Origin of the sequence: Staphylococcus cohnii species complex 1663, from assembly GCF_041008415.1 — a bacterium.
Classification (GTDB): domain Bacteria; phylum Bacillota; class Bacilli; order Staphylococcales; family Staphylococcaceae; genus Staphylococcus; species Staphylococcus ureilyticus.
In genome coordinates this window covers 217572-237020 of record NZ_JBFDVL010000001.1, presented here as the reverse complement: position 1 = coordinate 237020, position 19449 = coordinate 217572, and the positions used below count along the sequence as shown (strand labels likewise).

Genomic DNA, 19449 nt, shown 5'->3' with positions numbered 1-19449 from the left:
TCTCCCCCTTAGTTTAAATACGATAATCCGACTTTATTGCATCAGACAATCCTCCCCACTTATCTTGATAGATATCGCTATTCATTTCATTCAAATGTGTTGCAATGAGCGGCTTGAATTCCATATTTGCTAGAATATCCCGCTCTAAATCAAGACCAGGAGCTATTTCAATGAGTTTTAATCCTTGTTGTGTAAGTTCAAATACAGCCCTTTCGGTGACAAAGTACACCTCTTGATCAAGCAAAAACGCATTTTCAACATTGAAATCGATATTATCAATTTCATTGATAAATTTTGGTATATGACCCTCTTGTTCTACATTTACCTTGCGCTGTTCATAACTTAGTTGACCCCCGACAACTAACGAACCGGAAAAGACAATTGTTTTTACCGTTTGACTTATGTCGATAAATCCACCACAGCCATTCATTTTATTGCCAAATTTTGAGACATTTACATTACCTTTGGAATCTACTTGAGCAAAACTTAGAAATGCTATATCAACACCTCCGTTATAAATGAAATCCCAAGTCATATCGTGTCTCATACGTGCACTTAAGTTATAGTTCATACCAAAATATTTTCCGCTGCTAATCAAACCACCAAACACGCCTGTATCTATATTGGGCTGTACTAAATTATTAACGCCTTCTTCAGTTAAAAGATTGGATAACTCATTATTTATGCCAAAACCAATACTGATGACATCACCTTGAAGTAAAAATTGAGCAGCACGTCTCAAAATTACTTTTCGAGTGTTCAATGCTATATATGGTTCTCGCATCTCTGTAATTTGATAATGTCCTGAAAGTGCCGGATCATAATACGTTTGAATCACTTGTCTATGATATTTTGGATCACGGTTCACCACAATATAATCTACTAATTTACCAGGTATAAACACTTCATTTGGATTGAAACGACCACTTTGAATCACTTCTTTAACTTGAACAATGACTTTACCCTTATTTTTATGCGTAGCTGCTGCTAAACTAAAACCTTCTCCTAAATGTGTCTCATGCTGCATGTAAATATTGCCCTCTTCATCAGCATATGTACCTCTTAGTAAAGCTATATCAATGTCTGGAAAACGGTAGTTCAAATAAGTGTCATCATTTATATTTATTAAAGTAACTAAATCATCAGTCGTACATGAATTGACTTTGCCACCTGAATAACGTGGATCCACGTTTGTATTTAATCCAATTTTAGTAATCGGACCTGGAAAAGCTTCCGTACTTCCACGATAATGTGTGGTTATTACACCTTGAGGCAGGAAGTAAGCCTCTATTTCATTGTTTTGCATTGCTTGAATCGTTACTGGTGAACCAGTAATAATACTCGTGATTAATCGTTTGACCATACCCCTTGAAACAAATGAATCTAAATCATAACTGTCTCCTCTATAATCACTAATATCATTTGCAAGCATGAACGTTAAATTATTAAGTGATTGATCTTCATCATATTGTTCGACTAACGTTTTAAGTATCTCAGCTGGTAAATTTGCTGTAGATAAGGCTGCCAGAGCTATAACATCACCTTGATTTACGATGTCTTTCAAATCTGAAAATGGAATAATTTTCATACAGTTTCTCCTATCTATGTTTAATCCAACTATTAAAGTTTTGAGTTATAAATATCTCCTTTCTTTATGTATGTAAGCCCTTACATGTAATATACCATTATTTTTGAAATTTATGCAAAAATTTTAAATTTTACGTTTATAGTGAATTGTGAAAACACGCACAACATCTGCTGTGACAGTTTTAGAAGTGGATTAAGAAAAATATGAAAATAGTTGAATGAGGGGTATATAAATCAAATAGTTTATCAAAAAAGTAAATTTTACCTGAGAGGATAAAAAGAAACTGGGACAACATTGATTCGTCCCAGACACATTCATTTTATCAGTAGATGACTGAACTAAAAATTAAAATACCACTTTTGAATTAATCGCGTTAGTAGGATTTATGGATGAGATTCAGCTCAAGTAGTCATTTCACACTTTTTCAACACATATATAGAGCAGGTTAGATATTTAGAAAAATACTCTTAAATTTCCCACTCTTCTCTCAAAACACCCATTTGTATCGCGTCATAGAAATCACCCTCAACTACTCTTCCCTTGCGTATACGTGCTTCCTCAATCATCCCAGATTTACTTGCTACTTTCATCATTCTAATATTACCTGACCACGTTGAAATACCTATTCTATTAGCATCTGTTTCTTTAAAAAGATAATTAATCCAATTATTGAATAATTGAGAACCTAAACCTTGTCCCCAGTTATTATTTTTGTATATGACAATACCACATTCTAACCATTTGGACTTTTTATCTTTCCAATATGATGAAACTATACCTACGAACTCATTTTCATACTTTATTGCTAAGATAGGTAATGCATTTTTATAAAGATATTTGTTTTCTTTATATTTATTTTTGAATTCAGTAAACGCCATTTTTTCTTCTTCGATATATGGTCCGTTCCATTCCTTAGCTTTTTGTAAAGGATCTAAATATTTCCAGTAATAATAATTGTATAAATCATCTTCATTCAGTTCTACTAACAGTGGCTTTTTATTTGTATTTTTAATCTTAATCTACTCCTACATTGTCCATAATTTATTGATAGTATATCCTTTTTATTGAAACGATTACACATGATAAATTTAATTATTTTCAAAATACCAGATTTATTTTTAGTATCTTGAGTATTTTTATTAAGTTATATCTTGCTTTTAAAAAAATTAAAACACATACATATAGTGTATGTGTTTTGGCTATATTTATATCTTATAATTTCAAAGAAACTAATAAAAATCGATACAAAATACTCTTAAATTACATTTCCTATCGCATTGATTTTCTCTAGTTAACTATATTTGTTATTTAAAGTTAAGCACTATAAAAAAATGAAAGAAGTAATTTGTATTTCCCTTTTTTTCTCTCTCGTACTGTACTTTTACTATTCATTCTCTAACAATTTAAGTTTTTTTTCTAGTGTTTGAAGTCCTTGATCTATAATCTTTTTTTGTTCAATTAAATTTTTTTGATGTTCTAAAAATATATTTTTTCGCTTCGTTTTTGTGTCACTTCCTTGATGATATAACTCCGCAATTTCTTTTAACGTTGATATGGGCATATGAGTTTGGCGCATACATTTTATAAATTCAATCCAATATAAGTCTTCTTCTGAAAAATCTCTATAACCATTCTTATTTCTCTGAACAAATGGAAAAAGTCCTGCTTTATCATAATATCGAATGGTATGTTCACTGATGCCTAAGTTATCAGCAACTTGTTTTACTTGCATAATTTACCTCCTAAAAAAGGTGACTTTATAAAGTCACCTTTTTGTCTATTTCATAAGTTGAACCAGTAAATCTTCATAGTCATTATCAATGATAGCTTCAAATCCAAATGTTGATGTCATATCGTTCTTTAATGACTCCACACTGTTATAACCAATGTGTTCAGGATCATCTATATTTAAACCAATGCCTTTAATATCATTATGGAATAAATTATTTTGATGCGATAGCTCAATAATCTCTTCAGCTAATGATTTAACGTAATTATGACTTGGCACAGATACACTCTTTTCATCTATTACCTTTGTTTCTGTAATAATTTTGATATCTGTTTCTCTCCCTTTAAATATTGCTAAAAAGTAATTCATATCAAAATGACCTCCTCATGATTAATAAGTAAACTAGCGTGTCGTATAACCACCGTTAGCAAATAATGTTTGTCCGTTGATCCACCATCCATCTAAAGTTAAGAAAGTAATAATTGGCGCGATGTCTTCTATTTTTGTAAGTTGGTTATGAAGCGCTTGAGATTTATGGAATGCTACAGCATCTTCGCTTTCCTGTGGGTAGAAGAATGGTGTGTCCATTGGTCCAGGAGCGACCGCGTTTACTGAGATGCCTCTATCCATAAACTCTGCTGAGGCTGCACGTGTATAATGCTCAACAGGCGATTTGCCTCCAGCATAAGTTGAATAAAAGCCTGTGTATGCAGCAAGCAATGCAGTGGCTAAAGTGATGATTTTACCATTATCATTCATAGATTTTTCAGCATATTTAATAAAGAAATAAGCTGACTTTGCGTTGATGTCTGCCATACTATCAAATTCTTCTTCAGTCGTTTCTGAAATAGGTTTTTTAAGCACTTTACCAACAGTATTTATTGTAATATCAACTTTCCCAAATGTCTCTTCAGCATGTTGAAATAAAGCTTGGACATTACTAACGTTTGTCAAATCACCAGAAAATAATGTACCTTCTCCGCCTAAGTTTTCAACTTTTGTAAGTGTCGCTTTTGCATCATCTAAAGAATTTTCATCATGGTGATGGATTACTAATTTGGCTCCTTCTTTAGCGTAAGTAGTACTTAATAAACCACCAAGGTTCTTAGCACCACCAGCAATAACTACAACTTTGTCCTGTAGACTATTAAATTTACCCATATTATATAACCTCCTTTGAATATATTCCAACCATAAACCTTAGAGTGCGATATCAAGCAAGAGATTATTGAAAAATACTAATTATTTTTTGTGGTATCTTTGTATCATTCGGATGTGCTGTACTGTAAGCGAAAATGATTATATTGCTATTTTCTTTTGAATTTTACACCCATGCTTTTGTGCCAAATTCTATTTTAGTTTTTTAGTTTAGCGTTAACTTTTTTACTGTGTTTTATATTATTAATAAAAAATATAAACCATAATATTAGAAAAATAATCACAAATATAGTAATTGATAAAACTACTGTGGAAACCTCCATTGGTAACCAATGATTAAGATAAGCTACAGCAATAAATGAAATAACACTACCACTTAAATGAATGAATAATTGCAGTAATAAAGGTATATTATCTACTACATAAATACTAGATAATAAACCACAAACGGCTCCAAAGAAATATATTCCTATTACATCACCAAAACCAATGCTCATATGATTAGCTGCGAGAAATATAATCGTAATGCTACTGCTAAATCCAACACCTTGTAACATTTCTTTTAAGATTCTTTTCATTATAATCCTCTCCTTATATGTTATATGCCTAATGCTTTATTTAAATTTTTGACGTATCTTCGAGATATAGACACTTTCTTACCATTCGTAAGTGTAGCTATTAGATTACCTGAGAATGATGGGTTAACTTTCTTTATAAAATGAACATTAATAATTGATGATTTAGATATTTGTATAAAGAAAGCTCCGGCCAATTTATGTTGTAATGTACTTAAAGACATGCGTGTTGTAAGTTCTTTTTCTGTTGTCGTAATTGTGATTTCTTTATCAAATATTTCAGCGAACATAATATCTGATTTACTGATCATGAATATACCTTCTGATGTTTTAATCCCCAGTTTATCTAAATTTGAAAATGTGAAATTATTAATGTGTTCTAATAAACTTTCACCTGTTTTTCTATCAAAAGTATTGATGTTTACTTCTGTTATAGTGCGAACTTCGTCTATTTTCAGATGAACTCGTACGTCACTTTCCATAGTACCGCCCCCTCTTTTTACTTATACTATATAATTCCCTTCTATTTTGTCAGTACTTTTATCGTAAGAGGTCACCAATATAACGTAACCGGTCGGAAACATAACTATAAAATTCAAACGCTTTTCTAACATCGTTCATAGTTTCATTTTTAATAAAAAACGAAGCACATTAAAAATTAGCCAGAGACATAAAGTTCTTGGGCAAATGGGACGTATTTTGGCGAGACTCTTGAGAGAACAGGACAAGCTGAAGACTACAGGCTGAAGCTGTCCCCTTAGAAAGTGAGCCAACAATACGAAGTATTGAATTAAAAAGAAGCACTCAGATGAATTAAATCATCTGAGTGCTTTTTCTGGGATTTATGTACCAGACTCATAAACATTTTATTTTTTACTGTCTATTTGACAAGGTGCCTTTTAAATATGAAATTTATAGCACAGTATCATTTATAAATAAATGCTTAAGCTTTTATATTTTTAGGTATAATGATTTGAGTCAGAATCACACCAATAATCATAATTGATAAACCTGTTAAAAATGAAGTAGTCGCAGCTACACTAGCACTATGGTTGACTTGTACTGCTGCAAAAATAGTTGTGTTAAGCGCAATTCCTAGCGCGCCACCTAGTGTTGCACACATTTTGTAGATACCTGAAGCTAAACCAACTTTTTCATCAGGTATGGTTAAAATTGCAACTGTAATTCCTGGTGTGGCACATAAACCATTTCCTATAGCACAAATGACAAAGCCAAACACGACAATGCCTACATACCAATCTGTTGGTAATACAGTTAAACTAATAAACATAATTCCTATTGCTGGAAATAATGGTCCTACTAATAACAGTGGCTTACCACCAAAGCGTAAGGATAATTTTTCTCCTAAACGGATCATCACAACTGCCATAATGACATAAGGTACAGTCACAAGCCCTGCTTGAAAGGCATTTAACCCTAACTCTGTCTGCGCATACATATTAAATACTGTAGTTGTACCTACGCCAGAATTGAGTACAACATTGATCATTGAAGAACCCACAAATCCACGGTTTCGAAATAGTGAAAAATCAATGAATGGTGCATGTTTTTGTCTTTCAAAGAATATAAAGACAACTGTAGAAAGTACAAAAATTACAAGACACGTAATTGAAAAGGTGCTGAACCATCCTTGTTCAAATCCTTGTGTAGCAAATAAAGTAATACTTCCTATTAAAACTGCAAATAAAAACATCCCAATATAATCAAATGGTCTTGTGTCGATTTTTTCTTTTTCTACTTCTTCTGTTCCCCACAATAACCAAAATGCGATAATTGAAATAATAATAGAGATGATAAAGTTAGATTGCCAATTGACATATGTAGCTATCAATCCACCAACCATCGATGCTAAACCGATACCACCAACACTACCAATCATCAAGTAGCTAAATGCTCTACGCATTTCTTTACCTTTAAATTGCTCATTTATCACGCCTACAGTAGAAGGAAGTAAAATAGCCGCAGAAAGTCCTTGCAGCATACGTCCTACCAATAAGAACGCTGTCACACTAGATACAATAATGAGTAATGAGCCTAAAATACTAAAAATGATACCAATATAAGTCATTTTTAGTTTTCCTATTTTATCAGAAACATCACCTGCACCTACCATAAAAATACCAGTAGCAAATGATGCTAAACTGACAGATAAGTTAACAACGCCTGGTGTTGTTTGATAGGTATTTTGAACCTGTGTAGATATATTAATAAACGATTGGGCAAAAAGCCAATACGTTAACACACTTAACACAATAGCTAAAATCAATTTGTTGTTTGATTGTTGCTTTGTACTCACGATGCATGAGCCTCCTCATCTAAATATTGCATATAAAAATACGCACTAGATAGATATTATCATACAAAGTACAATTTATTTTATGATTTTTTACTATTTTTCTAATTCAATTAAAAATTTACTTTTATTTGAATCCTAAAAGTAAATTTAAAGTTTGTACAACACCATCTTCATTATTATTAATTGCAATTAAATTAGCCTCTTTTTTTAATTCGGGATAGGCATTATCCATTGCGACTTTATATTTGGCAGCTTTAAATAAGTCTAAATCATTATATCCGTCACCAAATGCAATAGTTTCTGCAGGCGTAATTTGAAGTAAATTCTGAATTCAATTAATTGTGGTTCCTTTATTCACGCCCAAGTCTGCAATATCAATCCATGCCTCATCTGAAGCTACGATATAAACGTCTTTTTCAAAATGTTTTAGACGGTCGGCAGTCTCTTTACAATGACCACTTGCATCATGAACTGTAATTTTTAATAAATCTTCTTCAATATCGTTATAATCTTTAATATAGTTCACATGTTGATAAGAACCATGCACGTGCCTTTTCTCTGACTCCGAAATATTGTCTAACACATAAGCGCCAGTTTTTGAACAAGCCAGAATAGTTTGTGTATCATCAATTTCCCTTATCGTATCAATAATTTCTTTTGCTTTTTCATTTTCTATCTCTGCATTGTAAATAAAATCTCCATTATATTTAATTCGTGTTGCACTATCACCTACAATAAATGTATTTGTTGCGAGGTCTCCTACGATATTTTCCACACGTTCACATTGTTTACCAGTACAAAAAACAAAGCGGATATCTTGATCTGCACAATTTTCTTTTAACAATTGAAAAGTCTCACTATTAAATTGGCTGTCATCATTTAAAAATGTGCCATCCATGTCTACGACAATCAGTTTAATTTTCATAAAAGTCCCCCTTTATTTAGCATTAAACTCATTTTATCTACTTATCATTATAATTAACAATTTTTCTAATAAACATTGAATCATTACTTAGTGGCAATTTGCTTTTTCTGAAACTGTTTTGGTGTTAGCTTGTATTTTTCTTTAAAAACTTTAATAAAATAACTCGTTGTTGAAAAACCACATGCCATTGCAATATCTGTAATTGTGTAGGGATATTTACTACGCAACATTCTTACGCTGTGCTCTAATCGTAAATTCACTAAGTATTGCATAGGGGTCTGATTTACATAGTATTTGAAGCATCTAACCGTTTCAGATTTACTCATATGAATCTCTTCGCTTAACATTTGTAATGAAATTTTCTTGTGAAAATGACTTTGTAAAAACGTTATCAGTCTTTTAATACGGTAGTCAAAATAGTATCGTTTTTGTTCATTTATCACTGCTGAATGCAGTAATAACCATTTTATTGCTTTATAATATTTGGCAGTTATCTCTAGTTCAAAATATAAATTTTGGTTTTCATATATTTGCCCAGCTGAGTTAATAATCTCTATAAGTTCTTGTTGCTGTTTGTCATCTTGAGATAAGTATATATACGGCACATGATGTGCTTTATTCATAATTTCTGACACATAATTAAATTCTACATAATTGGTAGTTTCTGGTATCTCAATATTCCAACAAAAATACTCTGTATGCGATACTTCACTCGTTAACTCATGCACAACATTTGAATTGATAAAAAGCCCGTCTCCTTTTTTAACATTAAATGTGTCGTCACCAATTGAAACATTGAGTGCTCCATTAATCACATACACGAATTGTAATGCGTGATGCCAATGTATAGGAATGTAGCCAAATATCGTGCGATTTAAATACGTATGTAAAATAATATGTTTCCATTGTTTATCAGGAAATTGTATTAACTCTTCTCTTGTATTTTCTACGATAATTTCTTGATACATAAATTAGACACCTCAATATTTTGCTATTTTAAGCTCATTTTTATATATTATATCGCGTATTTTCACGCTATAGTATGAATATATTAATATTTAACAGGTGATCATATGGTAAATGAAACAAAATTTCGAATCGTAGGTATTTTATTAGCTATTGTAGGAGCATCATTTTGGGGGCTCGGTGGCACGGTATCAGATTTTCTTTTTCAACAAAGGAACATTGATATCAATTTGTATGTGACTGCGAGGTTATTAATCAGCGGCTTCGTCTTATTAATGATTTACAAAATAATTAATAGAAAATCTTCATTATTCGATATATTTAAAAATAAACATAGCCTATTCCAACTTTTTATTTTTTCAATTTTTGGTATGTTGCTCGTTCAATACGCTTATATGGCGTCTATCAATTTCGGTAATGCAGCAATCGCTACTTTACTCCAATATATAGCGCCAGTATATATCATTATTTGGTATGTTATCAGACGTAAAGAGCGCTTTAAACTTTTTGATTTGATCGCGATTGTCCTTACATTATCAGGTACATTTTTGCTACTAACCAACGGATCTTTTAGTAAACTTGTGGTATCTACACCAAGTGTAATTTGGGGGATTATATCTGGTTTAGCACTTGCATTCTATACACTTTACGCAACACAATTATTAACTCGCTTTCCATCTATTTTAGTTGTCGGTTGGACAATGTTAATTTCAGGCATTGTCATGAATTTCAAAGCACCTATATGGCAGTTTGATTGGTCCCATTTAACAGGATCGACTGCATTTTATTTAACTTTTGGTGTTATTGCTGGAACTGCTATAGCATTCTTTTTCTTTATTGAAAGTTTAAATTACTTATCAGCAAAAGAAACCACACTTTTCGGCACAATCGAACCTGTTATGGCCATATTAGCAAGCGCGCTTTGGCTTAATGTTACATTTCGTAGTTTTCAACTTATTGGTATTCTACTGATTATCGTACTCATTTTAGCTTTATCCTTAAAAAAACAACATAACATAGAATAAACAATTTAACTTAAACCCAAAACATGATTCCAAAAACTGATATTGGATTCATGTTTTTTTATTTTGCTAAATCACACAATATTACTCATTCTAAAATTTTAATCAAATGATTCAATTTGTATATGATACACAATAAATAACTTATTTATATATGAAATTCCAACAAAAATCAATTTCATATTAATTACATATTAATAAATATGTTACAATTCAATTTATATAATTAAACAGTTAATATTGGGCTATTTATTTAAATTTCGAGGCAATTATTTTAGATATTTGTATTTAGTAATATCAGTTGTTCAAAGAAAAGTTTAATTTGGCTTTAAAAGAAAGACATTGTTGCAAAGATTAAATTCAATCCATATTAGGAGGAAAGGTAATGAAGTATTGTAAAAATTGTGGGGCCCATGTAAAGGATAATCAAAAAGTTTGTACACAGTGTGGCCACCCACTTCAAAATCAAAATAATACATCAAAGCGAAATAAAAAAATGTATTTAGTAATAGGTATTATTATAGCTATCATCATTCTTTTAATTATTTTATATAAAATCGTTGCTGCAAGCTTATCGCCAGAGAGTGAAGCTAAAACAATTTCTGAAGATTTAAAGAAGGGTGATACTAAAAACTTATCAAATCATTTAATATTCAATGATAGAAATTTGAATAAAGATGAAGCAAAAGCCTTTTATAAATATGTTGTTGATGTTGATAACCCAGAAAGAATCGCTGATGATATTGAAAATAAAACTAAACAGATGACAAAAGATAAATCGGACACTGCTTCAGTAGATATCAACGATACGGAAGTTATTCATATTCATAAAAATGGTAAAAAATATGGTATTTTTAATAATTATGACTTCGAAGTTTCTAAGTAAAAAGTTTCAATCACTCCTGAATCTGATAGTAAAGTTACATATAAATACAATGGCAAAAAACATAAAATTAAATTATCTGAAGATGAATCTAAAACCTTTGCAACATTACCATTAGGAAATTATAAATTAAAAGCTCAAAAAGTAGTAAACAATGAAAAATTCGATGGGCAATTAATTATCAATATGTCTGATGAAAATGAGGTTCAAGAACAATTTAATGAGAAATATCTCGATATTAACATTGATGATAGCGAACTAGACAGCGATACTCAAATAGATTTATACATTAATAATAAAAAGCTGTCCGCTCAAGATGATTATGATAGTTATTTATATGGTCCATACAAACCAGATGAAAAAATAGAAGTATATGCACAAGCACATGTTGATGACAAAAAATTCAAATCTAATGTAGTTAAAGCACCTAAACCTAAGAAAGAGAATGAACCAGTACCTATTGATTTGTCTTTTGACAATGAAAAAATTAAAGCGCATCAAGAAAATAAAGATATTAAAGAAAATGTTCAAACTTTCATAGAAGACTATACTGAAGATTTGAACGAGGCATATGAAGAAGAAGAATATAGTTATATTTCTAGCTATATAAAACATGGCACTGACACGGCTGATCATATGAAAAAAGTAGTGGAATCTGGTGACGAAGCAGATTATTCAGATCCAAAAGTCGTTAAATATAGTAAAAAAGGTGATACAATTACAATTGAAGTAGAAAAGCAAGATAAGGATGATCAAACTATCCATTCACAATACGTACTTGATTATGATGATTTATTATCTGATTTTAAAATCAAAGACTATACTGATATTTAAAATAGCTAACTCAATTTACAAAACATGATATATAAACTTATAAGATGTTATGATGGTTAGCATTATATTTTTTATCCTACTATCAATTAATAATAGCTATAATACTTTACACACATTTAAAAACGCTCTCTAAAATAGACACTAAAAAGTGAAAATTTTAAAGAGCGTTTTATTATTTTTAACATATTAATTTTTGATGTTTTTAAGATTTTTTAAAATATACAGTACATAATAAATGATGCCGATACAAAACCAAATCAATGTATAGATCTTAGCCTGACCACTTAATCCCCAGAACACAATAAATACACAAATAAAAATAATCACTGGCATCACTGGGTAAAATGGCAATTTAAATGCTGGTTCTGGTAGGTCATGACCTTCTCTTTTACGCAATGAAAAAATACCTACTGTAACAAACATAAACGCTACAAGCGCACCTGCTGAAATTAATTGTGCTAAAAAGCCAAATGGAAAAACAGAGCCAATAATAATTGCAACAATCGATAGTATGATTAATGCACGATTTGGTAAATTTTTATTATCTAATTTTCCTAGCCAAGACGGTAAGATACCATCTCTACCAAACGAATAAAGTAAGCGAGAACCCGCCATCATCATACCAATTAAAGCAGTAAACATACCAATTACTGAGACTGCCTGCACTATGACCGCAACAGTACTATGTCCACTCATGCGTAAAGCCCAACCTACTGGTTCAGCATTATTTTTATATTGCGCATAATCAAACATCCCCACTAATACAAGTGAAACAACAATAAACAATGTAACAGCAATCAGTAAAGAGCCTAGGATTCCTCGTGGCATTGTTTTTTGCGGATTAATCGCTTCACCAGAGTTTGAAGCGATAGAATCAAACCCTATATAAGCAACAAAAATGACAGAGCTACCTGCATATATACCCTGCCAGCCACCAAACGCGCCTGCTGCAGTTTCACGATACTCTGGAATAAAAGGTATGTAATGACCAATATCAATGACTGATAAACCTACGATTATAAATAAAAGAATAGCCAATACTTTAAGTATTACGAGTGCATTTTGAACACGTGCCGCTTCTGACGTTCCTCTGTATAGCAATATCGCTGTTATAATCACCACGATAGCTGCTAATAAATCAATGATACCTCCGTCTGTACCGAGAGAGTTAGATAATGAATTAGGTAATGATATATGAAAAGGTTCTAGTAAACCTCTCAAATTAGCTGAAAATCCTGATGCTACAAAAGCCACCGCAATTAAATATTCAGCAATTAAAGCCCAACCTACAATCCATCCGAAAAATTCTCCAAACAATATGCTAATCCATGTATATGCTGATCCAGCAAAAGGCATAACAGATGCCATTTCTGCGTAAACAAATGCCACCAAAGCTGCTACAATAGCTGCTACTAAAAAGGACAAACTGACTGATGGACCTGTGTGATCAGCAGCTACAACACCAGGCAATGTAAAAATAGCAGTAGAAACAATTGTACCTACACCTAAAGCTAAAAAGTCTCTTATTCTTAACGTGCGCTCTAAATGAGCATCTTTGTTTTGAAATTTAGAAATATCTTCTTTTTTGAAGATTTGTTTTAAAAGATTCATTAATTTTCTCCTTGCTAATTATGTACAAACACATATTACAGTATAGTGATTTTTAACTATAATGTACATATCCTTTTAAAAAAGAATCTTTAATAAATTTATGATTATTTAGCTTATAACTATATTAGTTTAATTTTTGTTACTTCTAATGTTTTATAACTTAATATAGCGTACCCTAAGTCTTACCTATATTTAAATACAAAAAAGACTATCGATACAGCTGTTAAATAGCTTTATCAATAGTCTTAATGGTTAACCTTCAATCTTTATTGTCTTTGGTTACAAATACATTATTTATGATTTCATTCGGTTTAACACTTCTTGCTGAATTGTCTTTAATGCTTCATTATAGGCTTTATTCGTACTCTCCTGTGCATTTATAATTAGGAGATCAATCAGTTCAGCATTATTTTTTTCACTCACTTCATGTTCAAATTGATGTAAATGTTCTTCTGATGTTTTCGCATTTTGCTTTTCAATTTGATAATATTGGTCAGCTCCCAAACCACCTTCTTCAATCATGACGGAAATCCCACTTGAGCGCGTTTCATTTAAACGTTTTACTTTTATGCGTTTATTATCACGGATAACCATTTGAATCCCTCCTATCTCAATATGTAAATCAATTTTAAAAACACATATTTTTATATAACGATTCATGATTCATATCCGAAGCTCAAAAATTTTGAACAACAGTCAGTCATCAAACCATCTTTTGGACTAAGGGCATGTCATCTCATATTTAGGAAATTATTGTTTAATTCAAGTGTAATATTACATTTAATTTATATCAATTTCTTTGCTCATTTATTGGTCATTTATTTTTCAAAAGCAAAAAATCAAACCAATATATGTTACGTACAATAATGCTTAACAAAACATTCACAAAATTATATTAAATTTACTTCTATTGTTTTTGATAAAATTGTATAATTGATAATGATTATTATTATCTCATTATAAGAAAGAGTGAGTTTTATGTTAAGCATAAAAAGTGGAAACTTAAAAAAGAATTACAAAATCAAAGAAATGAACATTAAAAATCAACACATGCGCCATCGATTAAATGCACTTGGTTTAGTGAATGGTACTAAATTAAAGATTAAGCAAAAGTGCCTGTTTAAGGGTCCTTGTATATTAGAAGTGAATGGTCAATGTTTAAGTATTCGTGGTTGTGATGCATGTCAGATTGAATTAGAGGAAGCCAATGACTAATAGTTATTGTATTTTAGGAAATCCTAACGTCGGTAAAACGTCTTTATTTAATGCATTGACTGGCACATACGAATATGTAGGAAACTGGAGTGGCGTAACTGTAGAGAAAAAAGTAGGTCGCCTCAAACAACATGTTGGAGACCTAGTTGATTTACCAGGCATTTATGAATTGTCACCTATATCTAAAGACGAAATGGTTGTGACGGATTATTTATTGAATAATTCTTTTTCTGGCATGATTAATATTGTAGATGCAAGCCAATTAAAACGTAACTTACAACTAACCGTTCAACTCATGGAATTAGGCGCACCTTTAATTATTGGATTAAATATGGTTGATGTTGCTACAAAACGTGGTATTCGTATCAACCAACAAGCACTTATGAAAAAATTAAAATTGCCATTACTACCTATCATAGCAAGAAATGGCAAAGGGACGCATCAATTATTAGAATCTTTGAAAGACAATGGCTTATCAAAAAACAGACCATTGAAATTAAATTATGGTAAGAACATTGAAGCTACAATATCGCAAATTGAAGCACATTTAACATCAAGCACCTCTATTGATAAACATTTAACACGCTTTATTTCAATACAATTTTTATTAGAGAACCCAAAAATTTATGAATTTCTAGATGACACTGTTTTGAAAGAAATAACATTATTACGTCAAAATTTATCAGAAGAATTAGATAATTCTATACGTGATGAGATACAAGCAACACGCAATACATATATAGACAATATTTTAAAAGATACGGTTGAATATCCTGATGAGGAACGACAATATTTCACGCATCGGATAGATCGCATTTTAACAAATAAATATTTAGGCATCCCAATCTTTTTAATCATTATGTGGTTGATTTTTCACGTTACCTTCACTTGGATCGGTACACCTATATCCGACGCATTAGATGAATTTTTAGGTGGCACTTTTACGGATACGGTATCAAACTTGATGGATAAATTAGGTCTCGTTCCCTTTTTACAAGATTTAATCAATGACGGTATTATTGCTGGTGTAGGTGCAGTACTTGTATTTGTGCCACAAATACTGGTGCTTTTCTTCTTTATTTCTCTTTTAGAAGACTCTGGTTATATGTCTCGTATTGCCATATTAATGGATCGAATTATGGAATACTTTGGTCTTAGTGGTAAATCTTTTATACCAATGATTATAGGATTTGGATGTAACGTGCCAAGTATTATGGCAGCACGTAGTATTGAAAGTGAGAAGGAAAGACTTACAACGATTTTGATTGCACCATTTATGTCTTGCTCTGCGAGATTACCCGTTTACGCATTGTTTGTAGGTGTGTTTTTTGAATCTCATCAGGCACTCATCGTCCTAAGCTTATATGTACTTGGTATTGTTGTGGCTTTATTAACAAGTGTACTATTAACGAAAACGGTATTAAAAAATGATGACTCTGTATTTATCGTCGAATTGCCTACTTATCGATTACCATCAGTCAAAACACTATGGAGAAGTACATGGGAAAAGGCTAAAGGTTTTGTTAAAAAAGCAGGAACATTTATCTTTGCTGGTTCGGTAATTATTTGGTTATTGAATTATACAGGTCCTGGCGGTTTCAATGTAGACGTTAATGATAGCTTTTTACACTCAATTGGAAGTTTCTTTGCTGTATTAGTTGCACCATTAGGTTTTGGTTCATGGCAAGCGGGTGCTACATTAATACCTGGATTCTTAGCAAAAGAAGTTATCGTTAGCTCGATGGCAATTATCTATGCATCAGACGAAGCTGGTCTTGTAAACATTATACAAAGTCATTTCACACCATTATCGGCATATTCGTTTATGATTTTCATCTTGTTATATATACCATGTTTATCTACAGTCGCAACCATTCGCAAAGAAACATATTCTATTAAATGGACTGTACTGGCTGTAGCATATCCATTAATCACTGCATATTTACTTTCGTTTGTCTTTTATCAAATCGGATTATTATTTTATTAAGGATGTGATTTAATGACGATTATTATCAATGTAGTTATCTTTTTAGCTATTATTAGTTATGTTGTTTTTACATTATTCAACTTTTTCAAGAAAGCAAAAGCAGGTAAATGTAGTTCTTGTGGCTCTAAAAATGGGTGTCATACAGGAAAGAAAACATTATAACTACCTGTCACGTTAGATAAGTTTATCAATTTTTGTGAAAGTGACAGCATACTCAAATCTTTTTATAATGTTTGATTCACATCAAAAATATAAAATAAGAAAGCGCTAAGTTTTGAAGTATTTGTAAAAACTTATGCTACTTTACAACTAAATACGCAGTTCTCTATTTATTATTATTTTAACTATAAAAAAGAAATAAGGAGATTAATATTCTGATTCAAACATAAACGTCAATTTCTATTACAATGATAGGCATTGACGTTTGTTTTGTTGCTATAGGACATCGGTACTCATTGCGTGACTATGTTTCATTGTAGCAATTTTGGATTGAACTGTTACTTGTAGAAATGACATGAATGAGAAAGAACATTCGCGAACTATGCTACAACTTACTCCGAATAAGCATGCACAATCAAAATCATAATATTTTTTATATAAAAAGGACTCATCTATCAATTGGTTAATTAAAATCTAACTTAATATTAGTTGTATAAGTTAGATAATACGAAGCTTTTTTCTATCGTATTAAAACACATCACTTATAGAGATTTTGCATCGTGCGGACGCCCGGGGAAATGATATGTGCGAGAGACTACAGGCTCGAGCCATATCCCCAGGCAAGCATGTACGATCAAAATCGTAATATTTTCATATAAAAAGGACTAATCCGTTTGAAAACGAATTAGTCCTTTATTTTGAGATTGAGGTTTGTGTCTCAGATATTTCTTATATTTAATAATTATTCTGATTTGTTGGCGCCTCTATTTTCTGCAATTCTCGTATATTCTTCTAATCTATGTTTGTTTGGTGATAGTGTTAAACCTAAGAACTTACGCTCTTTATTGGCATCTTTATAGAAACTGACCATCATACAAAGAATGATGATAGAGAATGGTAAGGCGGTCATGATTGCCATGTTTTGAAGGGCATTTAATCCATTATCTCCACCTGAGAATAATAAGATAAATGCGATCAATGCTTGTGCAACACCCCAAACCACTTTAATCATTGCTGATGGGTTTAATGAACCAAATGTTGTTTGCATTCCTAATACGAATGTCGCTGAATCGGCTGACGTAATAAAGAACGTTGCTATTAAGAGCAATGTCACAATGGACAAAGCAAAGCCTAATGGTACTTCATTAAACACACCAAACAATGCAGTTTCTGGTGGCATATCAAATATTTTTGGATTGTCTTTTGCAGTTTCGATACCTAGAACACCGAATGCTGCAAACCAAACTAAACTTACAAGTACCGGTGCTAACATAACTCCAGATACGAACTCTCTAATTGAACGTCCTTTAGATACACGTGCAATAAATATACCAACAAATGGACTCCAACTAATCCACCAAGCTAATTGGAAGAAAGTCCATGATTTCATCCATTCATTTTTTTGTGGATCTAATGGTGCAGTATCAAACATGTTAAATAATAACGTATTCAAATATTCACCTGTTGAACTTGTTAACATGTTTAAGATTAAAACGGTTGGTCCTACAATAAAAATAAATAATAAGATTATTCCTGCTAAACCAATATTAGCATTACTTAAATATTGGATACCACGGCTTAATCCTGACCATGCACTAGCTAAGAATAAGATTGTAACAATCACAATAATAATACCTTGAGTCACAATATTATTCGGAATATCAAATAGGTAGTTTAGACCACCTGCGATTTGCATAGCGCCTAGACCTAGAGATACCGCTACACCACCAATAGTGGCGAAAACAGACACTACGTCAATAACTGTACCAAGCGGACCGTCTACTTTATTTCCGAAAATTGGACGTAATGTTTTTGAAATTAATGCAGGTTCATTTTTTCTAAATTGGAAGTAAGCTAACGCTAACGCAACAACACCATACACTGCCCATGCGTGGAAGCCCCATTGCATAAATGCACCTCTTAAAGCTTCTTTATAAGCATGTGCTGATTGTGGTTCTCCAGATGGTGGTGATACAAAGTGACTGATTGGTTCAGCTGCTCCCCAGAATACTAAACCAATTCCCATACCAGCACTAAATAGCATCGCAAACCATGAAATTGTGTTAAATTCTGGTTTATCTTCAGGTTTACCCAATTTCAATTTTCCGATTGGGCTAAATATCAAGAAGACACAGAAGAATATCATTAGAGCTACAATAACCATATAATACCAACCAAAGTATTCAGTAATCCAACCAGTAATATTTGTCCCTATTGAATTAAACTGATTTGGAAATATTGCACCTAACAATACAACTATTGCGGTAATAATAATACTATAAGTAAAAACAGAAGACAGTTTCTTCCCACTAGCATTATGTTGTTTATTTTCCAAAATTAGTAACCTCCCTTATAATTGAACATTAGGCAGAATAACAGACTTTATATATGAAAACAACAGCACTAACGTTTGTTTTCATATATATCGTGTGGCTAAAGCCGTCATAAAAGGATTACAAAACTAAACATAAAAATTCAAT

The 19449-nt window shown here is 31.6% G+C and carries 18 protein-coding genes and 1 pseudogene; 6 read left to right on the top strand and 13 right to left on the bottom strand.

Annotated elements, in window-relative coordinates; all coding sequences use genetic code 11:
• Positions 1-13 precede the first annotated feature (13 nt).
• The 10 genes and pseudogenes from fadX to AB1J10_RS01000 form a co-directional block, all read right to left on the bottom strand.
• Positions 14-1588: a fatty acid degradation protein FadX gene (gene fadX / locus AB1J10_RS01045; protein WP_369002964.1), complete on the bottom strand. Its 1575-nt coding sequence runs from the start codon at positions 1586-1588 to the stop codon at positions 14-16.
• A 467-nt stretch (positions 1589-2055) separates the two neighbouring features.
• Complete coding sequence (locus AB1J10_RS01040) at positions 2056-2565, bottom strand: GNAT family N-acetyltransferase (RefSeq protein WP_369002986.1); 510 nt, start codon at positions 2563-2565, stop codon at positions 2056-2058.
• A gap of 407 nt (positions 2566-2972) precedes the next feature.
• Positions 2973-3320 (bottom strand): MerR family transcriptional regulator, encoded by a 348-nt coding sequence (locus tag AB1J10_RS01035; protein ID WP_369002963.1) that lies wholly within the window; start codon positions 3318-3320, stop codon positions 2973-2975.
• 45 nt (positions 3321-3365) lie between these two features.
• The gene (locus AB1J10_RS01030; protein ID WP_224395888.1) at positions 3366-3686 is read right to left on the bottom strand and encodes a hypothetical protein; all 321 of its coding nucleotides are present in this window, start codon (positions 3684-3686) and stop codon (positions 3366-3368) included.
• Between the two features lie 33 nt (positions 3687-3719).
• On the bottom strand, positions 3720-4478 hold the full coding sequence (locus tag AB1J10_RS01025; RefSeq protein ID WP_369002962.1) for an SDR family oxidoreductase: 759 nt from the start codon (positions 4476-4478) through the stop codon (positions 3720-3722).
• 194 nt (positions 4479-4672) lie between these two features.
• Positions 4673-5053: a DUF3021 domain-containing protein gene (locus AB1J10_RS01020; protein ID WP_224395886.1), complete on the bottom strand. Its 381-nt coding sequence runs from the start codon at positions 5051-5053 to the stop codon at positions 4673-4675.
• A gap of 20 nt (positions 5054-5073) precedes the next feature.
• Entirely contained in the window at positions 5074-5532 is a 459-nt protein-coding gene (locus AB1J10_RS01015; protein ID WP_107523298.1) for a LytTR family DNA-binding domain-containing protein, read from the bottom strand.
• A gap of 461 nt (positions 5533-5993) precedes the next feature.
• Positions 5994-7370, bottom strand: a complete 1377-nt coding sequence (locus tag AB1J10_RS01010) for an MFS transporter (protein ID WP_394858324.1) — start codon at positions 7368-7370, stop codon at positions 5994-5996.
• Between the two features lie 121 nt (positions 7371-7491).
• A pseudogene (locus tag AB1J10_RS01005) lies at positions 7492-8292 on the bottom strand (Cof-type HAD-IIB family hydrolase).
• Between the two features lie 83 nt (positions 8293-8375).
• A complete protein-coding gene (locus AB1J10_RS01000) occupies positions 8376-9260 on the bottom strand; it encodes an AraC family transcriptional regulator (protein WP_369002960.1) in 885 nt (294 codons plus the stop codon).
• Between the two features lie 105 nt (positions 9261-9365).
• On the opposite strand from AB1J10_RS01000, the gene AB1J10_RS00995 reads away from it, so the two are divergent.
• From AB1J10_RS00995 to AB1J10_RS00985, 3 genes are all read left to right on the top strand, one after another.
• A complete protein-coding gene (locus AB1J10_RS00995) occupies positions 9366-10283 on the top strand; it encodes a DMT family transporter (RefSeq protein ID WP_224395883.1) in 918 nt (305 codons plus the stop codon).
• A gap of 382 nt (positions 10284-10665) precedes the next feature.
• On the top strand, positions 10666-11166 hold the full coding sequence (locus AB1J10_RS00990; protein WP_369002959.1) for a TcaA second domain-containing protein: 501 nt from the start codon (positions 10666-10668) through the stop codon (positions 11164-11166).
• 183 nt (positions 11167-11349) lie between these two features.
• Positions 11350-11997 carry a TcaA NTF2-like domain-containing protein gene (locus AB1J10_RS00985; RefSeq protein WP_369002958.1) on the top strand — a complete coding sequence of 216 codons (648 nt, stop codon included), beginning with the start codon at positions 11350-11352 and terminating at the stop codon, positions 11995-11997.
• A 186-nt stretch (positions 11998-12183) separates the two neighbouring features.
• Here the strand turns inward: AB1J10_RS00985 and AB1J10_RS00980 are convergent, their stop codons facing one another.
• Positions 12184-13608, bottom strand: a complete 1425-nt coding sequence (locus AB1J10_RS00980; RefSeq protein ID WP_107384175.1) for an APC family permease — start codon at positions 13606-13608, stop codon at positions 12184-12186.
• Positions 13609-13902: 294 nt separating this feature from the next.
• Positions 13903-14202: a hypothetical protein gene (locus tag AB1J10_RS00975; protein WP_107384176.1), complete on the bottom strand. Its 300-nt coding sequence runs from the start codon at positions 14200-14202 to the stop codon at positions 13903-13905.
• Between the two features lie 384 nt (positions 14203-14586).
• On the opposite strand from AB1J10_RS00975, the gene AB1J10_RS00970 reads away from it, so the two are divergent.
• The 3 genes from AB1J10_RS00970 to AB1J10_RS00960 are packed head-to-tail and all read left to right on the top strand — an operon-like array spanning position 14587 to position 16972.
• The gene (locus AB1J10_RS00970; protein WP_369002957.1) at positions 14587-14823 is read left to right on the top strand and encodes a FeoA family protein; all 237 of its coding nucleotides are present in this window, start codon (positions 14587-14589) and stop codon (positions 14821-14823) included.
• Positions 14816-16810, top strand: coding sequence for a ferrous iron transport protein B (gene feoB / locus AB1J10_RS00965; RefSeq protein WP_224395881.1), 1995 nt, complete (start codon positions 14816-14818; stop codon positions 16808-16810). The genes AB1J10_RS00970 and feoB overlap by 8 nt, the downstream gene beginning before the upstream one ends.
• Before the next feature lie 12 nt (positions 16811-16822).
• A complete protein-coding gene (locus AB1J10_RS00960) occupies positions 16823-16972 on the top strand; it encodes a FeoB-associated Cys-rich membrane protein (protein WP_192959238.1) in 150 nt (49 codons plus the stop codon).
• A gap of 739 nt (positions 16973-17711) precedes the next feature.
• On the opposite strand, the gene AB1J10_RS00955 is transcribed toward AB1J10_RS00960, so the two are convergent.
• Positions 17712-19307 (bottom strand): BCCT family transporter, encoded by a 1596-nt coding sequence (locus AB1J10_RS00955; protein WP_107384179.1) that lies wholly within the window; start codon positions 19305-19307, stop codon positions 17712-17714.
• Positions 19308-19449 lie beyond the last annotated feature (142 nt).